This window comes from Ruegeria sp. R13_0 (assembly GCF_017743995.1).
Lineage (GTDB): Bacteria > Pseudomonadota > Alphaproteobacteria > Rhodobacterales > Rhodobacteraceae > Ruegeria.
This window is the reverse complement of the sequence record NZ_JAGHRB010000002.1, coordinates 89,667-112,263: the sequence shown is the minus strand read 5'-3', so window position 1 is coordinate 112,263 and position 22,597 is coordinate 89,667. Positions and strand designations below refer to the sequence as shown.

The following is a 22,597-nucleotide window of genomic DNA, read 5'->3' as shown; positions in this document are numbered from 1 at the left end:
GTAGGAACCGAGATGAGCACTTTCATTCTGGCCTTTATTCTTCTGTCTCTGGTCATGGTCGGCATGTCGCTGGGCGTGATGTTGATGGGTAAAACCATCAAGGGCAGCTGCGGCGGTCTGAACGCGATCTCGGGCGCGGATAAATGCGTGGTCTGCCAAAAGGACATCGACCCCGACAGCCCTCTGCGGGATCAGCTGCAATGCAAACGCGCCAAGAAGATGCTGGAGCAGATGGAGCGTCAGGCCTAATCGGCATTTGCGCTGCCCATTGGGAATTGGCTAGATAGCCTCCGGACCAGACCGGAGGCGCATGTGGCCAAAGCCAAGAATATCCTGTTCATCATGTTCGACCAGCTGCGCTGGGATTACCTGAGCTGCTACGGACACCCGCATCTTCAAACGCCGAATATCGACCGATTGGCCGCTCGGGGTGTGCGATTCAATCGCGCCTATATCCAATCGCCGATCTGCGGCAGTTCGCGCATGTCGACCTATACGGGTCGGTATGTGCATTCGCATGGAGCCTCGTGGAACGGGATCCCCTTGAAGGTCGGCGAGATGACCATGGGCGACCACCTGCGCAAGGCTGGGATGGAATGCTGGCTGGTTGGCAAAACCCATATGCGCGCGGATGCAGAGGGCATGGCGCGGCTCGGCCTTGAACCGGATAGCCTGATTGGCGCCCGTGTGGCGGAATGCGGTTTTGACGTGTTCGAACGCGATGACGGGATGCGCCCTGAAGGGCCGGACGGGTTTTATGACCCCGATGGGGCCAAGGCCTACAATGAATACCTGCGAGACAAAGGTTATGAAAGCGACAACCCCTGGCACGACTTCGCAAATTCCGGATTGGACGCGGATGGCAATGTTCTGTCTGGCTGGTTCCTGAAAAACTCACCCGAGGCTGCGAACATTGCCGAAGAAGATAGCGAGACTCCCTATCTGACCGGGCGCGGGATCGAGTTCATGGAGACCCATGATGCCCCATGGTGCTGTCACCTGAGCTTCATCAAACCGCACTGGCCCTATATCGTGCCCGAGCCCTATGCCTCGATGTACGGGCCTGAGCATGTGCTGCCGGTGGTGCGATCCGATGAGGAACGCCAGAACGCGCACCCGGTGTTGAAAGCGTTCATGGAGACCAAAATCGGTGAGACATTCTCGCGCCAGGATGTGCGTGAGGCTGTGATCCCGGCCTATATGGGCCTGATCAAGCAGGCCGATGATCAGATGGGCCGGTTGTTCGACTGGATGGAGCGGGCCGGCCGGATGGACGATACGATGATCGTCCTGACCTCGGATCACGGGGATTTTCTGGGCGACCATTGGATGGGCGAGAAAACGTTCTTCCACGATGCCTCAACCAAAATGCCGCTGATTATCTACGACCCCTCGTCCGAGGCCGACGCGACCCGAGGCACGGTGAGCGATGCGCTGGTTGAATCCATTGATCTAGCTCCGACATTCGTCGAAGTGGCCGGAGGCGACGTCGCTAGTCATATCCTCGAAGGCTATTCCCTGTTGCCGATCCTGCATGGACAAGCACAGGAGCTGCCTCGGGATGTGGTGATCTGCGAATACGACTATTCCGCGTCGCCAATTGCCGAGCGGATGGAGGCCTCGGTCCGCGATGCGGTGATGTTCATGGTCGCCAACAAACGCTGGAAGCTGATCCATTGTGAGGGCGGGCACCGTCCGATCCTGTTCGATCTGGAAACCGATCCACAGGAGTTGATTGATCTGGGCGACAGCGAAGATCATGCCGAGGTGATCGGTGAAATGTACGACCACCTGTTTGCCTGGGCGCGCCGCCCGTCACAGCGCACGACGCGGTCTGAACAGCAATTGATCGAGATGCGAACCAAAAGCCGGGGCAGGGGGGTCGTCGTCGGGATCTACGACGAAAGTGACATGCCGTTGGACCTGACGGTCAAATACCGAAACCGGACGGCGAAACCGTACAAGGAATACCTCAAAGACTAGCTGCGCCGCGCTTTCCACTGAACATATCGGGCCATGCCGCGCTCCAACAGGTTCGGGGTCTTGCCGTCATCCAGATGCAAATCTCCGCCACCGGCCCGGTACATCTCGGCAAACACATCCAACACCTTGGATTTCACCATGCCGCGCAGTGGGACATGGGCCATCATGCCGTAGGTCGCGGCCCCTCCGGATTTGGCGAGCTCGGGGTTGGCGCGAACGGTCGCGACCGCCTGGGCGAGATCGCTCAGGTATTCATCGGTGACATGCCGGTGTTTGGCAGTGACCATGCAATGGATGCCATCTGGGTTTTGAACGCGATTGATGCTCCAACCGGCGCGCTCCAACTGGTCCGCCACGGCATAGATGTTGAGCTTCGGATCGGTTGAGCCATAAGCCAGCAACGGTCCCTGCGGGTTCCCCAGAATGCGCAGGCCGTCTATCGCCGCTATTCCCGCCTTCAGTGTCTCGACCGCTTCGGTCGTTTTTTTCGCCAACCGGCAGTAGCCGTCCTCACCGAGTTTCTGCATCACAGCCCAGGCGGCGGCATAGGCTCCGCCCGGTCTGGTACCCAGCAAGGCGGGTGAGGCAAAAACCCCTCCGGGCCAATCCTGACAGACGAACATCTGGTGCTTCAACAGGTCGAGATTGCGATAGATGATGGTCGATGCCCCCTTAGCCGCATAGCCGTATTTGTGCAGATCGGCCGAGATGGACGTCACCCCCGGTACCCTGAAATCCCAATCGGGCAGGTCAACGCCGTTCCGCTCCATGAAGGGTAGGATCAGCCCGCCGACGCAAGCGTCGATATGTAAGGGGATGCCCTTGGACTGCGCGATCGCGCCCATCTCGGCGATTGGATCAATCGTCCCATGCGGGTATTCCGGCGCGGAGCCGAGGATCATCACCGTGCCCGCGTCAATCATCCTTCTAAGCTTGGAGATATCGGTGGCGTAGTCCGTCGTCATCGGCAAAAGGCGCGCCCTGACGCCGAAATATTCGGCCGCCTTGAACCAGGCGACATGGGCGGTCATGGGCAGGATCATGTTCGGACGGGTCACCTTACGCTTTTTGCGGGCCATGTCCCGGTAGGTTTTAACCGCCATCAGGCAGCTTTCGGTGCCGCCTGCAGTGACCACACCGCAGGTGTCGGGTCCGCCCTTCAGCAGCCCGGCCATGGTTGAGATGATCTGCGTCTCCATCCGTTTGAGGCTTTGGAACGCGGCTGGATTCAACCCGTTGGCCGAGGAGAACGCGCTATAGGCCTTGGCTGTGAAGGCGTCGTGGTCATCGTCCAGATGATACACAAGGCTCCAGGTCCGGCCCTCACGGTAATTCGGGTCGTTTTCGGCAAAGGATTTTAACTGGTCCAGGATCTCGCCCTCGGGGCGGCCTGTCTCTGGCAATTTCTGATGATCCATATCCTATCCTTTCCCGGCCAGAAGCAGCGCCAGTGAAATGCCCAGATAGTTCCCGATCGCAAAGCCCAGAATGCCGGTTGCCATGCCCGACATCAAGATCGCAGGGTTGCGCAAGCTGCGCGCGACCATGGGCACAAAAGCAGGCGACATGACCGCCGCGACCGAGGTGATCAGGAATGTATCCCGGTCGACCCCGGCGGCGCGTGCTAGCAGGGCATGCAAACCGAAGCTGCCGAAGGTGGCGATCAGCACAAAGCCGAGAACGGACAGATCCATATCGCGCAATTCCGCCAAATCCATTGACGCCGCAACGCTGAACGAAAACACATAAAGCAGGTACATGCCCATATGAGGTGCGGCCCGGTTCTTGCGCAAAGACGGCGTGACCGAGCAGAGCAGACCCAGCGACGTCAGAAGAACCACGGTCATGACCTGCGATGTCGCAAAGTTGAACAGTGGGGTCAGTAGCACCGCAGCTGCCACGCAAAATGCGCTGACCAGCAAGGCCACCACCCCCTGACGGAGCATATTCGGCGCATTGGCTTCGTCCGCTGCGGGCGCCTGCGTGTCGCGATCACTCGGGAACGGCTTCAGAAAGCGGGCGAAAACCAACGGGGCCAGTGTCAGAACAAACAGCAGGTAACCTGCGCCAACTACCGTATCGACGGTTGCAAACAGCAGATATCGGCTCTCGGGGATATCCAGCGCCAGTTTGATCGCGCCCATATTCGCAAGGCCGCCCGTATACATCCCTACAGCCATGCCGGACAGCTGCTCACTCTGCGCGGTGCCGCCTTCTTGGAACGCAAAGTAAAGGCCCGTTGCGACAAGCGTGACCGAGACAACGGCCAGCGCCATCGACAAAAGCGCAGAACCAGCGATGCGCCCCCAAGCCCCAAGGTCTACTCCAAACAGCAGTAAAGGCAGGGCCAGTCCCAAATTTGCCTCCATGACCCCGTCACGGACCTGACCAGCCGCGTCGGGTTGCAGGCCAATCAGCCCCAGCGCCAATCCGGCCATATAGCACAGCACAATCGGCCCCAGCCGCCCGGCCAAAGTCGAATGCCGCGCAAGCCGCAGCATCGCGGCGGGCGCCAAAAGGTAGATCAGTGCGAAAACGGCGATCTCTGGCTGCATAGGTTCCCTCTCCCTGAGGGTGAGACTAGGCAGCACGACGCGGTTCGCACAAGGTGGTCTGACGTAAGGTTCACGTTCCTTTCGGGTAAGGAAATCCGGGCGTCAGGGTCGGTTTACGAGACGATTAGATCGCTTTGCGTTTGACTTGAATCGAAATACGCTGCCTCTCCCTGCGGTCGAACGCGCATTTCGACCACTTTGCCTCAGATAAAACGCAAAACGCTTTAAATCTGCGCCGATGCGCGCAAAGGCGGTTCACCCCAAAGCAGTCAGGCGATAGAAGGTTCGCCAAGAGCAGTTACCGGAGACCAAAATGGCCACGCCCAAACCCGTAGTCCTGTGTATTCTTGATGGTTGGGGATTGTCCGAAGACACTCAGGCCAACGCGCCGCATTTGGCCAATACGCCGACATTCGATGCGATCATGCAGGGTCCGCACGCCACGCTGATTACGCATGGCCCGGATGTGGGCTTGCCCAGCGGTCAGATGGGAAATTCCGAGGTTGGGCACACCAATATCGGTGCGGGCCGTGTGGTGGCGATGGATCTGGGCCAGATTGATCTGGCGATTGAGGATGGCTCATTTTTTGACAACGCCGCGCTGCAAGCTTTCATTTCTAAGGTGAAAGCCACTGGAGGGACGGCGCATCTGATGGGGCTGGCCTCGGATGGCGGTGTTCATGGGCATGTGAACCACATCGTTGCAGCGGCCAAAGCGATCACGGATGCCGGCGTTCCGGTGGCTCTGCATGCAGTGACCGACGGGCGCGATGTCGCTCCGAAATCCGCTTTCACCTATATTGCCGAGCTTGAGGAACGTCTGCCCGAAGGTGCGCGAATCGTCACCGTCTGCGGGCGTTACTTCGCCATGGACCGCGACAACCGGTGGGAGCGTGTCAGCCAAGCCTACAACGCCATGATCAAAGGACAGGGCCGTGCCGGTACTTCGGCGCATGGAGTGGTTGACTACGCTTACAGCCAATCCGAAACGGATGAGTTCATCGTGCCGACCGTGATGGAAGGGTATGATGGCGTCAAAGAGGGTGACGGTTTTTTCTGCCTGAATTTCCGCGCCGACCGTGCGCGCGAAATCCTACGCGCGATTGCCGAACCGGGCTTTGACGATTTCGACACCGGCCCGCGCCCGGGTCTGTCCGCCTTGTTGGGCATGGTCGAATACTCCGACGGCCACAATGCCTATATGACGACGGTGTTCCCCAAACGGGCCATCGTGAACACTCTGGGCGAGTGGGTGGCCAAGCAGGGATTGCGCCAGTTCCGTTTGGCCGAAACCGAGAAATACCCCCATGTCACCTTCTTCCTGAACGGCGGCAAGGAGGTCCCCGAGACTGGCGAAGATCGCTTCATGCCCAAATCGCCCAAAGTGGCCACCTATGATCTACAGCCCGAGATGTCCTCGGCCGAGGTGACGGACAAGTTCGTTGAGGCCATCGAGGCTGGCTATGATCTGATCGTCACCAACTATGCCAACCCCGATATGGTCGGCCATACCGGAGACCTGAGCGCTGCAATCAAAGCCTGCGAGGCCGTGGATCAAGGTCTGGCTCGCGTGGTTGCCGCGCTGGAAAAAGCTGGGGGGGCGATGATCGTCACCGCCGATCACGGGAACTGCGAAGTGATGGTGGACCCGGAGACAGGCGGCCCACATACCGCGCACACGCTGAACCCCGTGCCGGTGGCTTTGGTTGGCGGACCTGAGGGGGCGACGCTCCGCACCGGGCGTCTGTCGGACCTTGCACCTACCTTGCTGGCCCTGATGAACCTGCCCAAACCGCCTGAAATGACTGGGGAAAGCCTGCTCTCATGAGGGTTCTTGCCGCAGCCTTGGCGGTGGTCCTGTGTGGCCCGGCGGAGGCGCAGAACACGCCTTCTCAGGCAGCGCTGGCGGCGGCCGAGATGTTGGAACAGGCGTCAATCTCGCTGTCAGAGGCAGAAAGCGCGCGCGACCGGGTGCGCGCTCTGACCGAGACGATCCAAGCTTACGAGGCCGGGTTGTCCGCCATGCGGGACGGGTTGCGCATGGCCGCCACGCGTGAGGCGCAGCTGTCGGCTGAGCTGCGCGCACGGGAACAGGATGTGGCGCAATTGCTGGGCGTCTTGCAAACCATTGAAACAACCACCCCGCCGGTGCTGATGTTGCACCCTTCGGGCCCCTTGGGGGCTGCGCGGGCCGGGATGATGCTGTCCGAGGTGACACCGGGCCTGAATGCCAAGGCGCAGGCGTTGGCGCAGGATTTGCAAGAGGTTCAGACCCTGCGCCTGTTGCAGCAGGATGCGGCGGAAACCCTGACAGAAGGTCTGACCGGGGTGCAGTCCGCACGCACCCGTCTGAGCGAAGCCATCGCGGACCGCACCGGGTTACCGCAGCGCTTTGTTGAAGACCCGATCAAAACGGCGATCCTGATCTCTTCGACCGAAACTCTGGATGGGTTTGCTACAGGCCTGTCGGAAATCTCGGAAGGGGAGATCGCGGAAAGCGACGACTCTATTCAAAGCCGTAAAGGCGACGTGCCTCTGCCGGTCCAGGGCGTTTTATTGCACCGGGCCGGGGAAACAGACGCAGCAGGCGTAACACGGCCGGGTCTCGTGCTTGGTGCGCGCCCGCGTGCCCTGGTAACAACGCCCACGGCGGCTACAATTCGCTACCGGGGGCCGCTTCTGGACCTGGGAAATCTGATCATTCTCGAGCCTCAGCCCGGCCTTCTGTTTGTCTTTTCGGGCTTGCAGGAAGTCTACGGAGACATAGGTCAAGTGATACCAGAGGGCACTCCGGTCGGTTTGATGCCCGGTGAAACGCCGGAAATCGGTGCTATTTTGTCAACTCGTGGTGATGGCACTGGAACTGACCGGTCAGAAACGCTCTATATAGAGGTCAGAGAAGATAACAGCCCCGTGGACCCCGAGTCGTGGTTTCGGACCAGCAAGGATGGATAAACGAGTATGAAGAAATTTGTGATGGCCGGACTGGCCGGAACGGTTGCAGGCATCATTGCAACAACTCAGATCGCAGGACCCCTGCTGGCGCAGGAGGCCGAGAGCAAGGCCGATGTTTACCAGCAACTCGACCTGTTCGGTGACATTTTCGAACGCATCCGCGCGCAATATGTCGAAGAGGTTGAGCCAGAAGAGCTGATCGAAGCCGCGATTGACGGCATGCTGACCTCGCTTGATCCGCATTCCAGCTACCTGTCGCCCGACGATGCCGAGCAGATGCGCGTGCAGACGCGCGGTGAGTTTGGCGGGCTTGGTATCGAGGTCACGCAAGAGGAAGGCTTTGTCAAAGTCGTCTCTCCGATCGACGATACGCCTGCGGATGAGGCCGGGATCGAGGCCGGAGATTTTATCACCCATGTGGATGGCGAAAGCATTCTGGGCCTGACGCTGGACAAGGCGGTTGAGCTGATGCGCGGCCCTGTCGGCTCGGAGATCGTGATCACCGTTGTGCGCGAGGGTGAGCCTGATCCGTTCGATGTCACAATCATTCGTGACACGATCAAACTGACCGCCGTACGCGCCCGGACCGAGGGCACTAGCGTTGTCATGCGGGTGACCACCTTCAACGACCAAACGTTCCCGAACCTGCAAGCCGGGATGGAAGAGCAGATCGAGGAAGCGGGCGGGATCGACAAGGTCAACGGCTTTGTGCTGGACTTGCGCAACAATCCCGGCGGCCTGCTGACACAGGCGATCAAAGTCTCGGACGCGTTCCTGAACGAAGGTGAGATCGTCTCGACCCGTGGGCGTGACCCGCAGGACGGCGAGCGTTTCAACGCGACCCCCGGTGATTTGGCCGAAGGCAAACCAATTGTGGTGTTGATCAATGGCGGTTCTGCCTCGGCCTCTGAAATCGTTGCCGGTGCCCTGCAAGACCACCGACGCGCGATTGTTGTTGGTACCAAGAGCTTTGGAAAAGGCTCGGTGCAGACGGTGATGCCGCTGCGCGGTGACGGTGCGATGCGTCTGACTACCTCGCGGTACTACACGCCGTCTGGCCGCTCGATCCAGGCGTTGGGTGTCAGCCCGGACATCATCGTGGAGCAACCGCGCCCGGCTCCGGAAACCGAAGAAGAGGATGATCGTCCAGCACGTTCCGAGGCGGATCTGCGCGGCAGTCTGAACAATGACAGCCTCAGCGAGGATGAAATCCGCCAGATCGAAGAAGACCGCGCCAAGGCCGAAGCCACGGCTGAGCTGCGGGAAGAGGATTATCAGCTGGCCTATGCCATCGACATACTCAAAGGTCTGTCGGCGTTCAATCCTGACGGCCCGTCTCAGTAAAAACGAGTCTCAGTAAAATCCAAAGGGTCGCGCCAGGCGCGGCCCTTTCAGCTTTCGATCTTGTGAAGCTTGGCTTCGTCCAGCATCAGCGCCAGAAGAATGCCCACGGACACCGAAATCGTGGAAAAGATGAACGCCATGCTCATGCCGCTGTCAAAGGCTGTTGTGAGCGCGGATTTTACCGCTTCGACCTGATCCGCGCTCAGCTTTGCCATCACCGCGTGCGCTGACTCCGTGCTGAGGGAACCGCCGTTGATCGCCCTTTGCTCGGCATCGGTCAGATCAATCCCGGCGGCGGCAAGCTTGTCCCGCAGGGTAGACAGCGACACCGCATACATGATGGCCGTCGCACAGGCGACCGAGATTGCCCCATAGACCAGATGCGTCATGAAGCTGAGGCCACCAACCAACCCGGCGCGTTCGGGTTTGACCGCGCAAACCGCAGCGGTTCCGGACGGCCCGACCGTTAGGGTCGCGCCCAACCCGATCATAGCCATACCCGGCAGGATATGGAAGTAGCCCAAACTGCTAGGCAGGATAACGATACTAGCCGATCCGACAGCCGCCAGAATATAGCCCCAAAACAGAAGGCGTTTAGGCCCGAAATCATTGTAAAGCGTGCCAGAGACGACCGAGCCCACCGCCAGCAGGATGGTCAAAGGGGCCAGCCCAAGCGCTGATTGGAAAGTCGTCCAGCCCAGCACCTTTTGCATGTATTGCGGAAAATACAGCAACGCGACAAAGGCGGCTGAGACGTTGAACATATTCAGGCCAAGCGTGATCAGAAACTCTCGGTTCTGCATTAATTGTGGCAGCAGGAGCGGCTCTTTCACCCGCTTTTCAACGCGCGGAAACAGCAGGAACAGAACGGCGCTGACAAAGAAAAGCAGCAAAAGCGGGATTGACGACCAGCCCCAATCAGCCCCCACATCCAGCCCGTAGAGGAGAAGAAGCACAGCAAAGGACAGGATTCCCATACCGGCAAAGTCGATATGCTCGCCCTGTTTGTGCTGGGTCTCCCGCTCCATCAAAATCAGTGCGGTCGCCATCGAGATGCAGGAGAACAAGACGTTGGCGAGGAAGAAGTATCGCCATTCGCCGAAACTGACGGCAAGTCCGCTGATCATTGGGCCAAATACATTGCCCGTGGTCACGCCCGCAAGTATCAGCCCCATGACAAGCGCGCGGTGTTCCTGTTTCGAGACTTTGGTGGCCCCAAAGGCCAAGGTGCAGGGCCAGACGCATCCTGCGCCAATGCCTTGCAACGCGCGCGCGCCGATCAGGAAATCCAGGCCGGGTGCGAAGAAGCACATCACCGAGGCAAATAGAAAGATCGACAGGCCGACGATCATCACCTTGCGGTGTCCGTACATGTCGCCCAAGCGCCCTCCGGCAACCATGGTCATGGCGAAGAACAATGCGTATATGTTCAACACCCATTGAGTGCTGGTGATATCGCTGTCAAAGCTGCTTTCGATTGACGGAACCAGCATCAGGGCCCCGGTAAAGTCGATGCCGATGCCAAAAGCGGTCACCATTAGGGCAATGACTTTGATGATACTTTTGCGATCCATGGCAGCTTCCGGAGTGTTGCGGCTGCCTCAATGATGCATGTAAATGGCGAAAAAGATAGGAAAACCCGGGTCTCGCCTCAGCTGGGTTCCCGGCAAATTCTGCGAAAAGCTCGCTTAAGCATGTCAAGCTCACCGCGCAATAGCTCGACTTCGGCGCGCAGATCATCGGCGGCGGGTTCGCCCGATATCACCGTAAAATCACCCAGTTTCCGGGCCGTTGAGCGCTCGGATATGACAAAGCTATGGACCCCGTCCGACAGGGCCGCGACCGGCACAGGGATGGTCACGGTCCAACCGTCCTCGACATCCGAGAGGGAAACGCCATCGACGTCCTCACCCCGGTACAGCACCTGAATATCCGGCTGGGTCGGGGTGCGCAGATGTCCTTGCCAAATTCCGTTCTCAAACCGGGTCCGGGTCAATAGTGGCTCAGTCATTCCCTAGGACCTCACAAATCAGCGCGATGGTGGCGGCACAAAGTTAGATCGCGCAGAGTGACGCTGTTCATGCCGGGGTTTCCAAGGATTAGGTCCAACCAGATCTTCTCAATCCGTTTTTCATTCAATGGCAGATGGGCCAGATCGAAATCGACGCTGGGGGACGAGTTGGTCAGATCAAGCTTGCGCAGAACCTGTTCGGTATTCGGACCGCTGAGGATGTTGAGCCGGGCAAAGAGGTCGATCTCCTGCTCCGCGTCAATATGCGTGTCCAGACGGATAAGGTGCTGCAGGCTCAGGCCCTGAGAGGCGTCGCTTGGCAGTTGGATTGAAAGCGAAAGAAAGCTGCCTTCGAAACCAAAGACCTCCACGGCCATGTTGAAAGGGGCCAGATCACTGGACAGACGGTTGCGGTTCTGACGCAGGGCGATCTCGGCCTGTGGGCAGTCATGAAACACCTGCACTTGATCGCCCAGGGACGCCTTGCGCGATGGTGAGGCAAGGCCAGGTGTGGCAAGGGGCCAGCGCCACAGATCGGGGCGCCAGCTCCAATCCGTGCCGATCGGTTTGGGAAACTGGTTCGAGCCGATTTGAGGATCGCGCAGCCGCATATCTGCCGTGTCGATCACCTGCCTCAGCTGTGTTTGCAGGGCGCGCGCACTGTCGCGCTGGCGTCGCAGTTCGGCCTGAGGGGCGTCAGCCGCCATCTGCGCGGCCTTGCGCCAGCGGTCCAAAACCCTGCGGTGAAAGTAGCGTTCGAGAATCCTGCCCATGGTCCCTTCGTCTGACGTAGGACCTCTTTAGTCAAAGACCGGGCGAGGGACAAACCCGGAATTTGGATCTATCGGTTTTCGGCGCGTAAGGCCACCGTCGGTTCTTGCATTGCGCCGGGTCTGTGCTTAGGGTCGGGCCTCTTGAAAAAGCGGGTCGCCAGCAACCACGCCACGCATCAGTTTTTCATTCGACAAGGCCCGGCCATGGAACCCACCCTGTTTTCGTTCATTTGGAAACACTCAAAAAAACAACAGCTTGTGCTGTTGGTTTTGACGGTTCTTTCGTTTCCGTTCCTCTATGCCTCGCTTGAGCTGCCCAAGCAAATCATCAACGACGCCATTGGTGCGCCTGCAGATACGGTCACGATCTGGGGGGTGACTGTCACACAGATTCAATACCTTATGATCCTGTGTTTTGCCTTTCTGGCTACGGTGATCGCCAGCGGCCTGATGAAGATGCGCATCAACACGATGAAGGGCGTTCTGGCGGAACGGATGCTGCGTCGCTTGCGATTTACCCTGATCAACCGGTCGATGCGCTTTCCGAAATCGTATTTCGCCACCACCAGTCAGGGTGAGTTGGTTTCAATGATCACCTCCGAGGCCGAACCGATGGGCGGTCTGATGGGCGACGCCATCGCTCAGCCCGTGTTTCAGTTCGGTCAAATGATGACCATCGTCACCTTTCTGTTCATGCAGAGCGTCTGGTTCGGGCTGGCCAGTATCGCTCTCATCCCGCTGCAGGCGTGGTTGATCCCGAAACTGCAACGCCAGATCAACCTGTTGAACAAAGAACGTATTCAGGAGGTCCGTCACCTGAGTTCCGAGATCGGCGAGAGTGCCGCTGGGATCAGCGATCTGCGCACCAATGGTGGCTGGCGCTACCGATTGGCGCAATTTAGCTACCGTCTAGGGAACCTGTTCGAGATCCGCTTCAAGATCTACAACAAAAAGTTCTTCATGAAGTTCCTCAACAATCTGATCACTCAGATGACGCCGTTCCTTTTCTACTCGGTCGGTGGATATCTGGCGATCACGGGTGAGGTGACGGTGGGTGCTCTGGTCGCCGCCTTGGGGGCCTACAAGGATCTGAGTGGCCCGTGGAAGGACCTACTAACCTATTACAATCAGGTGCAGGACATGTCGCTGCGATGGGAGATCGTGACCGAACGCTTCGCCCCGTCCAACATGATCCCGGAACATCTGTTCGAAGGCCGCCCCGAGGTCATCCCGCACCTCACCGGCGATATCGAATTGCGCAACATCACCGTGCGCGATGATGACGGTAAAACCATTCTGGAAGATATCGACCTGAAAATTCCCAAGGGCGCGCGGGTGGCGATTCAGTCGACCAACGCGGCTGAACGCACCGCTCTGGCGCAGCTTCTGACGCGTGAGGTGATGCCGGTTCAGGGTGATGTCCTCCTGGCCGGGCACAAGCTGAACGAACTGCATCAGGCGGTGATTGCTGCTCGGATCGGATACGCCTATTCGCGGCCCTATCTGTTCGACGGAACTCTGGGTGACAACCTGCTGATGCCGCTGCGCCCCTATCCTCAGCACGAAGCTGAGGCCAAGAAGGCCCCGACTCGCCGACAGATCGAGGCCGTGCGGTCCGGCAATCCGATAGATTCGCTCGAGGATGAGTGGGTCGATCCGGGGCTGGCCGGGCTGGACGATATCGACGACATCCGCGCGTGGTGGTTCCAACTGGTCGAGGCGATGGGCATTGACGAGTTCATGTTACGACGCACCCTGCGTACGCAGTTTGATCCGAAACTGCATCCTGGCCTGGCGCAAGAGCTTGTGAAACTTCGCAAGACAGTGGACCAGAAATTACAGGACAAGGGCCTCGATCGCTATGTCTACCAGTTCGACCCGGATCGGTTCAATCCGGCGGTGCCTCTGGGCAGCAACCTGCTGTTTGCAACGCCCGCTCGGGATATCACACCCGAGTCACTGGCCGGTGATCAGCGGTTCCGTAACATGCTGCGCAGCCATGATCTGGCCGAAGAAGCAATGAACATGGCCAGCACCGTGATCGAGACGTTGGACCAGGCCTTTGGTCGCGATGGCACAGATCACCCTCTGTTCCTGCGGTTGGGCATGTCCAAGGACATGTATCACAGGCTTTTGGACATCAAGGATCGCCTGAAGACCAAAGGGGACGACGCGGTCTCGGAACCGGATTGTGCGCTGATGCTGACGGTACCGTTCCTGTTGACGGCCGAGCAGATTGGCCCCGACTTTCCGGATGAATACAAGGACAAGATCCTTTCAATCCGAAAACAGCAATCCACCGCGATGCATGAGGCGCTGGATGGGATGTTCGTCCCACTGTCACCAGACGCCTACTTCCCGCGCCTGACCGTGATCGAGAATGTCCTTTACGGGCGCGTTTCCCTCATGGCAGGTGCGCATGCCGAAGAGATTGAAGATCTGGTCGCCCAGGCCGTGAATGAGGCCGGTCTGCGCCGCCGCGCTGCGGCCACCATGTTCGACCTGCCGTCGGGCTTGGGGGGGAACAACCTGCCTACGGTTTTTCAGGAACGCGCGTCGTTCTCGCGTGCGGGGATCAAGCGACCCGATATCCTGATCCTCGACAAGGCGCTGGCCAGCCACGATTCGGAAAGCCGCCTGCGCACCCGGCTGCGCCTACGGGAATTGCTGCCCGAGTCGATCATGATCTTCATGGAGGATCATTTTGCCCATCCCGAAGCCTACGACCTGTTCGTAGAGGTCAAGGATGGCCGCATCGACGGTGTCTCACGCACGCCTGTTCTGCATCAAGAGGGGGCCACTGCAGACCTCAGCAGAAAGCTAGAAATCATCTCGGCTACGGAGCTTTTCTCGGGCATCGACGCGCGAAACCAACGGCTGCTGGCGTTCTCGGCGCAATGGTATGACGTTGCGGCGGGGCAGGTGATCTTTTCGCGCGGGCAGACGGCGGACGCAGCGTATCTGTGTATCCGGGGTCAGGCCCGGTTGGACTGGTCCGATGATGACGGCAACAAACGCCCCATTTCGATTGTTGAGCCGGGCCGCCTGATCGGGGATCTGTCGATCATCACCGGAGAGCGCCGACAACTTGATCTGGTCGCCAACACCGATTGCGCCTTCCTGCGGATCGGGGCCGAGGAACTGCGCGCCGTGGTCGAAAGCGACGCCTCGGTCGCGACGCAGTTGCTGCAGACCGTAGCGGGATACCTGACCACGCTCGCCACGCGCGTGAACACAGTTGCCAACCCGGCGGATGTCTTCCCGGACGTGGTGCAGGAAACCGTTTCTGACGAGGCCGATGACAATGATTGAACCCGCCGCCTATGCCGCGCATGAACATCTGGTGCGCGACGCCCGCGCGCGCCCTGATCTGTGGCGGTTGCTGGTCGGGCTGGTGATTGTTTGCGCGCTCTATTTGGCGGCGAACACGGTTCTTTTCGCGATCGTCGGAGCCCTCATCCCTCCGTCTCAGGCCCAAGGGTTTTTGCGCGGCACGTCCCCCCTTGCGACATTTGTCCTGCTGGCCAGCTTTGGGTTTTTGACGATTGGCGTCGCTGTCGCTGCAAAACAGATGCAGCAAAGGTCACTCTGGGCGATTCTCGGAGAGCGCCGCCTGGCGATCAGTCAATTCACGCGGGTTTTGGTGGCGCTGGTGGTTCTCGGTCTGGCATTGGCAGCCCTGCCGCCCTACGGAATGGGGGATCCGCTGACCCAGAACCTTGCCTTCTCGACCTGGATCGTGCTGCTGCCGTTTGCGGCAGGCGCCGTGCTGATTCAGACCAGCGCCGAAGAAATCCTCTTTCGCGGCTACCTGCAGCAATCTCTGGCCGCGCGATTTCGGTCCCCGCTGATCTGGGTTGGGGTGCCCTCGGCCTTGTTTGCAGCGGGTCACTATGCGCCGGGGGTAGCTGGCGACAACGCCCTTCTGGTGGCGGTCTGGTCCTGTGTGTTCGGCGTTCTGGCGGCTGATCTGACGGCTCGTTCCGGCACTTTGGGTCCGGCTATCGCGTTGCATTTCTTCAATAATGTGATCTCCCTCCTGTTTATTTCACTGCCCGATACGCTCAGCGGTCTGGCCCTTTTCCTGCTGCCCTACGATATGTCGGACGGTGGGGTGCTGCGGCAGTGGTTGTGGGTGGATTTCGGCTCGATGATGGTTTGCTGGCTGACTGCACGTCTCGTCATCAGGCGCTGATTGCATTTCCTTCCGTTGCGTCTTATTTGACGTCAACGCCGCACAATCCAAGGCTCTGATATGAACTGGATCACAAACTACGTCCGCCCCCGGATCAACTCGATCTTCTCGCGCCGAGAAGTGCCAGAAAACCTGTGGCACAAATGCGGTGAGTGCGGAACGATGCTGTTCCATCGCGAATTGGCAGAAAACCAGAACGTCTGCACCCAGTGCGGTCACCACATGGCAATCACGCCGCGCGATCGGTTCGGCCACCTGTTCGATGGCGGGATTTTCACCGAAGTTGCAGTGCCTGCGCCCAAAGATGACCCGCTGCAGTTCCGCGATCAGAAGAAATACCCTGATCGCATGAAGGCGGCCCAGAAGAAAACCGGCGAGAAAGAAGCCATGCTGGTCGCAACGGGCGAAATCGGGCGCACCCCGATTGTTGCAGCGGCGCAGGATTTCTCGTTCATGGGCGGGTCCATGGGCATGTATGTCGGCAACGCGATCATCGCCGCCGCGCAAGAGGCGGTGAAGCTAAAGCGCCCGCTGATTCTGTTCTCCGCCGCAGGCGGTGCCCGGATGCAGGAAGGTATCCTCAGCCTGATGCAGATGCCGCGTACTACCGTGGCCGTCGAAATGCTGAAAGAGGCGAACCTGCCTTACATCGTCGTTTTAACCCACCCGACCACCGGAGGTGTGACTGCGTCTTACGCGATGCTGGGCGACGTGCATATCTCGGAACCCAACGCGCTGATCTGCTTTGCCGGTCCCCGCGTGATCGAGCAGACCATCCGTGAAAAACTGCCCGAAGGGTTCCAGCGCGCCGAATACCTGCTGGATCACGGTATGCTCGACCGCGTGACGAAACGCACCGAGCTGCGAGAAGAGCTGATCACCATCACGCGCATGCTGATGAACCAGCCTCCGGCGATCAAAGGCGATCTGCCTGCGCCGGAACCGGAAGAGGCCGTCGTGGACGCGCCTGCTGAAGATACGGATCAGAAATGACCGCCCAAACATCGGACGCCATCCTCGACCGGATGATGGCGCTGCACCCCAAGATCATCGACCTGACCTTGGATCGCGTCTGGCGTTTGCTGGGGGCCTTGGACAACCCGCAGAACAAGCTGCCGCCTGTGATCCACATCGCCGGAACCAACGGCAAGGGATCGACCCAGGCGATGATCCGGGCCGGGCTTGAGGGGGCGGGGCTGTCGGCCCACGCCTATACTTCACCGCATCTTGCACGGTTCCATGAACGCATTCGTCTGGCCGGAGAGCTGATCTCGGAACCCGACCTGACGGCGGTGCTGGATGAGTGCTACGCGGCCAATGGCGGCGAGAACATCACCTATTTCGAGATCACGACCTGCGCGGCCCTTTTGGCCTTCGCGCGGGCCAAAGCGGACTATACCTTGCTCGAGGTCGGCCTCGGCGGGCGTCTGGACGCGACCAATGTGATCGAAAAACCCGCCGTGACGGTGATCACCCCGATCTCGATCGACCATGAGCAGTTTCTGGGCAATACGCTTGCGAAAATCGCCGCTGAAAAGGCCGGTATCATCAAACGCGGCGTGCCTTGCATCGTCGGCCCGCAACCTGATGAGGCGATGGAGGTGATCGAGCAAACCGCCGCACGCCTCGGTGCACCTCTCATTGCTTACGGTCAGCATTGGCACGTCACCGAAGAGAATGGCCGCCTGATCTATCAGGACGAAACCGGCTTGCGCGACCTGCCTCTGCCCAACCTCTTGGGTGCCCATCAGATCCAGAATGCAGGAGCGGCCCTGGCCGTTCTGCGCCACCTCAACCTTGGTGACGCTGCCTATGAGGCCGCCGTCACCAAGGCTGAATGGCCCGCACGGATGCAACGCCTCAAAACCGGCCCGCTGGTGCAAGCCGCAGGGCAGGCTGAGCTTTGGCTGGACGGAGGGCACAACGCCGCAGCCGGGATCGCTCTGGCCGAGGTTCTGTCGAACTTGCCGAAGCGCCCGACCCATATGATCTGCGGTATGCTGAACACCAAAGACGTGACAGGCTACCTCGCTCCGCTTGCCAAACAGGCCCAAAGCCTGACCGCCGTTTCCATTCCGGGTGAGGCCGCAACCCTCAGCGCGGATGAAACAGCCGCTGCCGCCGCCAAGGTCGATCTGCCCGCATCAACTGCCAACAGCGTGGCCGAGGCGCTCGACACAATCGTCGCCAAAGACCCGCATGCACGCATCCTGATCTGCGGGTCCCTCTACCTTGCGGGCAATATCCTGCGCGAAAACGGCTAAGATCCGCCCGCAGGGCTTCATCTGGCTGAAAATATCCCTGGGGAGCCGCCAGCGGCGGCGGGGGCAGAGCCCCCTACTTCCCCCAATCCTGATCCTGCATTTCCCGTAGACGAGACGCGGTGCGCTCAAATTCAAAGGTCCCTTCGCCCTCGACATACAGCATCTCGGGCTCCGCCGCTGCAGAACAGATCAACCGAACCTTGGCCTCATAGAGCGCGTCGATCAGCGTCACAAAGCGTTTCGCCTCATTGAAGTTGTTGCGCGACAAACGGGGAATATCTTCCAGCACCAGAACCTTGACCGTTTCGGCAATGGCCAGATAGTCCCCGGGCCCCAACATCCGTCCACACAGGTCGTAAAACGAGGCCCGCGCGACCCCATTGCGAAAAGCTGGCAGCTCAACGGCACGGCCCTTGACCTGCAGGACCAAGGGCTCGGCCGTGCCGCCGGATAGGTCTGCCCAAACGGCGCGTATCTTCTCACGCGCTTCCGGGCCAATTGGCGAGAAATAGACCGGCGCGCCCTCAAGGCGGTTCTGGCGATAGTCGGTCGGCGAGACCAGCTCCCATACCTGAAGTTGCTCTTTGATATGGGCGATGAAAGGCAAGAACAGCTGTCGGTTCAAACCGTCCTTGTAGAGATCATCCGGATGCCGGTTCGAGGTCGTGACGATGACCACCCCCCCCGCATGCAGCAGATCAAACAGGCGTCCGACGATCATGGCATCGGTAATATCGGTGATCTGCATTTCGTCAAACGCCAGCAGCTTGACCGATTTCACGACCTCCTGCGCGACCGGGGCCAGCGCGTCTTCGACACCATCCTTGCGCGCCTTGTGCATACCCGCATGGATTTCCTGCATGAACGCGTGAAAATGCACCCTCCGCGCCGGTATATCTTCCAACGCGTCCACGAACATATCCATCAGCATGGATTTTCCACGCCCAACCCCGCCCCACAGGTACAATCCCTTAGGCGGTGGTGGAGCCTTGCGGAACAAACCCCGTTTCACCGGCGCGCTCAATTCGGCCCGGATACGTTCGAAATGCGGCAGAACGGCTTCCTGCGCGTCATCCCGCGTCAGAGACCCATCGGAGATACGTTCGTTATAAAGCGAAATCAGATCCGTCATGGGTTTGAGCCATAGCGCCCGCACTACGCGTTGAAAAGCGGGCAATTTCAGGCACGCATCAATTTTCCTTATGTCGAACCGCAAATCTACTGAATTGACGGGCCGACGAAAAACAGTAGCGTCGCAAGACTTGTTTGTCTGAGGGTCCCATGCCGCACTCCGCACGTCTGCTGAATCCCATTCTGATCGTGGGCTGTATCATCATTACAGTCAGTTTCGCTGTGCGCGCGTCGTTCGGGGTGTTCCAGATCCCGATCGCCTCTGAGTTCGGCTGGCTGCGCACCGATTTCTCAATGGCAATTGCGATCCAGAATCTGGCCTGGGGGATCGGGCAGCCGATCTTTGGCGCCATCGCTGAAAAGATCGGCGACCGAAAGGCCATTGTGCTTGGCGCGCTGACTTATGCCGCTGGCATGGTGCTTTCAGCCTGGTCCATTACTCCGTTTGAACACCAAATCTACGCATGGTTGGTCGGGTTTGGCATCGCAGGGACCGGCTTCGGCGTGGTTCTGGCCGTTGTTGGGCGGGCGTCCTCTGACGAAAACCGATCCATGTCTTTGGCCATCGTCACGGCTGCGGGCAGTTTCGGTCAGGTTCTGGGTGCGCCCACGGCCGAATGGATGCTGACCTTCCTGCCCTGGCATCAGGTCTATATCGTGTTCGCCGTCGCCATTCTCTGCCTCGTGCTGATACTGCCCTTCATGCGCGCGCCTCAGCAAAGCAGTAAGGCCGAGTTGGAAGAAAGCATGGGTCAAATCTTAGGGCGTGCTCTCCGAGATCCGTCTTACACGCTGATTTCACTCGGCTTCTTCAGCTGCGGTTATCAGCTCGGCTTTATCACAGCTCACTTCCCGGCATTCGTGACCGAGATGTGTGGCCCCATCCAGCCGGGTGGCGTGTTGCATTCGATAGGCATAACGACCACGTCCGCCTTGGGTGCGTTGTCTATTTCGCTGATCGGACTGGCCAATATCGGCGGCACGCTTTTGGCGGGCTGGGCCGGAAACCACTTTCCCAAGAAATACTTGCTGGCTATCGTATACACCGCGCGTACGCTGGCTGCTATCGTGTTCATCATGTTTCCGATCACCCCAATATCGGTCATCGCATTTTCGTTGGCTATGGGCTCTCTCTGGCTGGCCACAATACCGCTGACATCCGGTCTGGTCGCGCATCTCTATGGTCTGCGCTACATGGGTACGCTGTATGGAATTGTCTTCCTCAGCCACCAACTTGGGAGCTTCCTTGGCATCTGGCTGGGCGGGCGGATGTATGACGTCTATGGCGACTACACGATGGTTTGGTGGATCGGTATCGCCGTGGGCGCGTTCAGCGCGATTGTCCACCTGCCCATTCGTGAGAACCGGGGTCCAACCCCCGCTGCTGCGTAACTGGGCGCGCCCGCAGCGCGGCACGCGCTGCCTGGCCCAACAGGCGAGGGCGCATCTTTGATACGTCTTCAACTGGCGGGAGGATCAGCCGCGTTGCGCCGCTCGCAATTCCCGTTCCAGAGCGTCCAAGAACCGCGAGCGATCAGCCTTTCCAAACGGTTTGCCGCCACCTCCTGCGCCCAGAGGGTTAGCCGCGCGCAAATCCGCCATCAGGTCGCGCATCGCCAGTTGCTGGCCGATATTGGCAGCTGTGAAAGCCTCGCCATTTGGCCGTAGCACACGGGCACCGGCCTCGACACACTTAGCCGCCAAAGGGATGTCCGAGGTGACCACGACATCGCCGGTTCCGCAACGCTCGGCGATCCATTTGTCGGCCTCATCCGCGCCCTCGGCGACAATGACGACCTGCACCAAAGGGTTTGCCGATGGCCGCAACCCGCCATTCGACACCAGCGCCATAGGCACTTTGTGTCGGGTCGCGACCCGCTCGGCCTCGGCTTTGACCGGGCAGGCGTCCCCATCGACATAGAGCGTTGTCACGCCTTCTTCGCCTCTTTCTTCGCAGGTTCAACAGGCTTTTTCTTGACCTTGAACTCTTCGGGGATCGGCATCCGATTGAACGCATCCAGACCGGCGATCTTATAGGCCTCGGCCAGGGTCGGATAGTTGAACGTGTTCTGCACGAAGTAGTCCACGGTGCCTTTCAGGTTCAGCACGGCTTGGGCGATATGGATCAGCTCCGTCGCGCCTTCGCCCACGATCTGCACACCAAGCACCCGGCGGGTTTTCAGGGAAAACAGCATCTTCAACATGCCATGTTCCAACCCCATAATATGCCCGCGCGAGGTTTCGCGGAACCGCGCCACGCCGACCTCATAGGGGATACCGCGCTCCTGCAACTCTTCCTCGGACATGCCGCAGGTCGAGATTTCCGGCACGGAGTAGATTCCGTAAGGATACCAAGGGCTTTCCGGCAGGGTCGGGGTTTCCAGCGCATGACAGGCCGCCACGCGACCCTGTTGTAGAGAGGTCGAGGCCAGCGAAGGGTGCCCGATCACGTCTCCCGTAGCGTAAACATGCGGCACTTCGGTCTGGTAGGTCTTGCGATCCACGCTGATCCGGTTGCGGTGATCGGTTTCAACGCCCACAGCTTTCAGATTCAGTGTTGAGGTCGCACCCATGCGTCCGGCAGCAAACAACAGCATCTCGGCCCGAACGTGACGGCCGTTCTCAAGGGTGACCTCGACATGCTCGCCCGCATCTTCGATCTTTTCAACGGCCGAACCGAGCCGCAGATCCACTCCATTCTCGCGGATTTGATGGGTGAAATCGTGGATCAGCCGTTTGTCGATGAAATCCAGGAAGGTGTCGCGCGGCTCGATCAGGGTGACACGGACATCCAGGGCCGAGAACATGGTGGCGTATTCAACACCGATCACCCCGGCACCGATGACGACCAACGACCGAGGAATCTCGGCCATTTCAAGAAACTCATCGCCATCCACAACGGTTTTGCCGTTGAAAGGCACATAGTCCGGGCGATAGGTCTTTGTTCCAGTCGCAATCAGGAATTTTGCGGCGGTCAGGCGGGTTTTCTCACCGCTATCCGTCGCCACCTCGATCTCATGCGGACCCGTGAACGAGGCCAGCCCGTTCAGAGTATCCACATGGTTTCGGTTGAACTGATGCTCCAGCACGTCAACTTCGTGGTCGAGCGTCATGTGTAGCCGGGCCTTCAGGTCCTCGGCGCGGATCTGTTCCTTGACCCGGTAGGAGCGGCCGTAAAAGCTGCGCTCGCGCCAGCCCGAAAGGTTCAGCACGGTTTCACGCAGGGTTTTGGACGGGATCGTGCCGGTATGCACCGAGACGCCTCCGAAACGGTCGTGCCGGTCGACCACCAACACCCGGCGTTTCAGCTTGCCCGCCTGAATCGCCGCCGACCGGCCCGAGGGGCCAGACCCGATGATGATCAGGTCATAGTCATACTTGCTCAT

General features: G+C 59.4%; 18 protein-coding genes. 10 read left to right on the top strand and 8 right to left on the bottom strand.

Features of this window, described 5'->3' with window-relative positions; all coding sequences use genetic code 11:
• The first annotated feature begins 12 nt into the window (after positions 1–12).
• Together nqrM and J7394_RS02945 are read left to right on the top strand one after the other, a co-directional pair.
• A complete protein-coding gene (gene nqrM / locus J7394_RS02950; RefSeq protein ID WP_170377292.1) occupies positions 13–249 on the top strand; it encodes a (Na+)-NQR maturation NqrM in 237 nt (78 codons plus the stop codon).
• Positions 250–312: 63 nt separating this feature from the next.
• On the top strand, positions 313–1,983 hold the full coding sequence (locus J7394_RS02945; protein ID WP_209250849.1) for a sulfatase-like hydrolase/transferase: 1,671 nt from the start codon (positions 313–315) through the stop codon (positions 1,981–1,983).
• Here J7394_RS02945 and J7394_RS02940 read toward each other — a convergent pair.
• Both J7394_RS02940 and J7394_RS02935 read right to left on the bottom strand, forming a co-directional pair.
• On the bottom strand, positions 1,980–3,401 hold the full coding sequence (locus J7394_RS02940) for an aspartate aminotransferase family protein (RefSeq protein ID WP_209250848.1): 1,422 nt from the start codon (positions 3,399–3,401) through the stop codon (positions 1,980–1,982). The two genes, J7394_RS02945 and J7394_RS02940, sit on opposite strands and share 4 nt — an antisense overlap.
• Before the next feature lie 3 nt (positions 3,402–3,404).
• Positions 3,405–4,538 carry a DUF819 family protein gene (locus J7394_RS02935; RefSeq protein WP_209250846.1) on the bottom strand — a complete coding sequence of 378 codons (1,134 nt, stop codon included), beginning with the start codon at positions 4,536–4,538 and terminating at the stop codon, positions 3,405–3,407.
• 313 nt (positions 4,539–4,851) lie between these two features.
• Between J7394_RS02935 and gpmI the strand changes: the two genes are divergently transcribed.
• From gpmI to J7394_RS02920, 3 genes are read left to right on the top strand one after another with little or no spacing between them, the layout of a single operon-like run.
• On the top strand, positions 4,852–6,366 hold the full coding sequence (gene gpmI / locus J7394_RS02930) for a 2,3-bisphosphoglycerate-independent phosphoglycerate mutase (protein ID WP_209250845.1): 1,515 nt from the start codon (positions 4,852–4,854) through the stop codon (positions 6,364–6,366).
• Positions 6,363–7,493, top strand: a complete 1,131-nt coding sequence (locus J7394_RS02925; RefSeq protein WP_209250843.1) for a murein hydrolase activator EnvC — start codon at positions 6,363–6,365, stop codon at positions 7,491–7,493. Before gpmI ends, J7394_RS02925 begins: the two co-directional genes overlap by 4 nt.
• A gap of 6 nt (positions 7,494–7,499) precedes the next feature.
• Positions 7,500–8,837: a S41 family peptidase gene (locus J7394_RS02920; protein ID WP_170377303.1), complete on the top strand. Its 1,338-nt coding sequence runs from the start codon at positions 7,500–7,502 to the stop codon at positions 8,835–8,837.
• A gap of 47 nt (positions 8,838–8,884) precedes the next feature.
• On the opposite strand, the gene J7394_RS02915 is transcribed toward J7394_RS02920, so the two are convergent.
• From J7394_RS02915 to J7394_RS02905, 3 genes are all read right to left on the bottom strand, one after another.
• The gene (locus J7394_RS02915; protein ID WP_209250841.1) at positions 8,885–10,411 is read right to left on the bottom strand and encodes an MFS transporter; all 1,527 of its coding nucleotides are present in this window, start codon (positions 10,409–10,411) and stop codon (positions 8,885–8,887) included.
• Between the two features lie 77 nt (positions 10,412–10,488).
• On the bottom strand, positions 10,489–10,848 hold the full coding sequence (locus J7394_RS02910; protein WP_209250840.1) for a hypothetical protein: 360 nt from the start codon (positions 10,846–10,848) through the stop codon (positions 10,489–10,491).
• Positions 10,849–10,859: 11 nt separating this feature from the next.
• Positions 10,860–11,621 (bottom strand): DUF6478 family protein, encoded by a 762-nt coding sequence (locus J7394_RS02905; protein WP_209250839.1) that lies wholly within the window; start codon positions 11,619–11,621, stop codon positions 10,860–10,862.
• A 204-nt stretch (positions 11,622–11,825) separates the two neighbouring features.
• On the opposite strand from J7394_RS02905, the gene J7394_RS02900 reads away from it, so the two are divergent.
• The 4 genes from J7394_RS02900 to J7394_RS02885 are packed head-to-tail and all read left to right on the top strand — an operon-like array spanning position 11,826 to position 18,080.
• Positions 11,826–14,933: an ABC transporter transmembrane domain-containing protein gene (locus tag J7394_RS02900; RefSeq protein WP_209251215.1), complete on the top strand. Its 3,108-nt coding sequence runs from the start codon at positions 11,826–11,828 to the stop codon at positions 14,931–14,933.
• Positions 14,920–15,816, top strand: a complete 897-nt coding sequence (locus J7394_RS02895; RefSeq protein WP_209250838.1) for a CPBP family intramembrane glutamic endopeptidase — start codon at positions 14,920–14,922, stop codon at positions 15,814–15,816. Before J7394_RS02900 ends, J7394_RS02895 begins: the two co-directional genes overlap by 14 nt.
• Before the next feature lie 60 nt (positions 15,817–15,876).
• Positions 15,877–16,809, top strand: coding sequence for an acetyl-CoA carboxylase, carboxyltransferase subunit beta (gene accD, locus J7394_RS02890; RefSeq protein ID WP_209250837.1), 933 nt, complete (start codon positions 15,877–15,879; stop codon positions 16,807–16,809).
• Positions 16,806–18,080, top strand: coding sequence for a folylpolyglutamate synthase/dihydrofolate synthase family protein (locus tag J7394_RS02885; RefSeq protein ID WP_209250836.1), 1,275 nt, complete (start codon positions 16,806–16,808; stop codon positions 18,078–18,080). The genes accD and J7394_RS02885 overlap by 4 nt, the downstream gene beginning before the upstream one ends.
• 73 nt (positions 18,081–18,153) lie before the next feature.
• Here J7394_RS02885 and zapE read toward each other — a convergent pair whose 3' ends face one another.
• Positions 18,154–19,212: a cell division protein ZapE gene (gene zapE / locus J7394_RS02880; RefSeq protein WP_209250834.1), complete on the bottom strand. Its 1,059-nt coding sequence runs from the start codon at positions 19,210–19,212 to the stop codon at positions 18,154–18,156.
• 149 nt (positions 19,213–19,361) lie between these two features.
• Here zapE and J7394_RS02875 point away from each other — a divergent pair, with 149 nt between their 5' ends.
• Positions 19,362–20,603 carry an MFS transporter gene (locus J7394_RS02875; protein ID WP_209250833.1) on the top strand — a complete coding sequence of 414 codons (1,242 nt, stop codon included), beginning with the start codon at positions 19,362–19,364 and terminating at the stop codon, positions 20,601–20,603.
• 84 nt (positions 20,604–20,687) lie between these two features.
• Here J7394_RS02875 and J7394_RS02870 read toward each other — a convergent pair whose 3' ends face one another.
• Together J7394_RS02870 and sthA are read right to left on the bottom strand one after the other, a co-directional pair.
• Positions 20,688–21,143, bottom strand: a complete 456-nt coding sequence (locus J7394_RS02870) for a YaiI/YqxD family protein (RefSeq protein WP_209250832.1) — start codon at positions 21,141–21,143, stop codon at positions 20,688–20,690.
• Entirely contained in the window at positions 21,140–22,597 is a 1,458-nt protein-coding gene (gene sthA, locus J7394_RS02865; RefSeq protein ID WP_209250831.1) for a Si-specific NAD(P)(+) transhydrogenase, read from the bottom strand. The genes J7394_RS02870 and sthA overlap by 4 nt, the downstream gene beginning before the upstream one ends.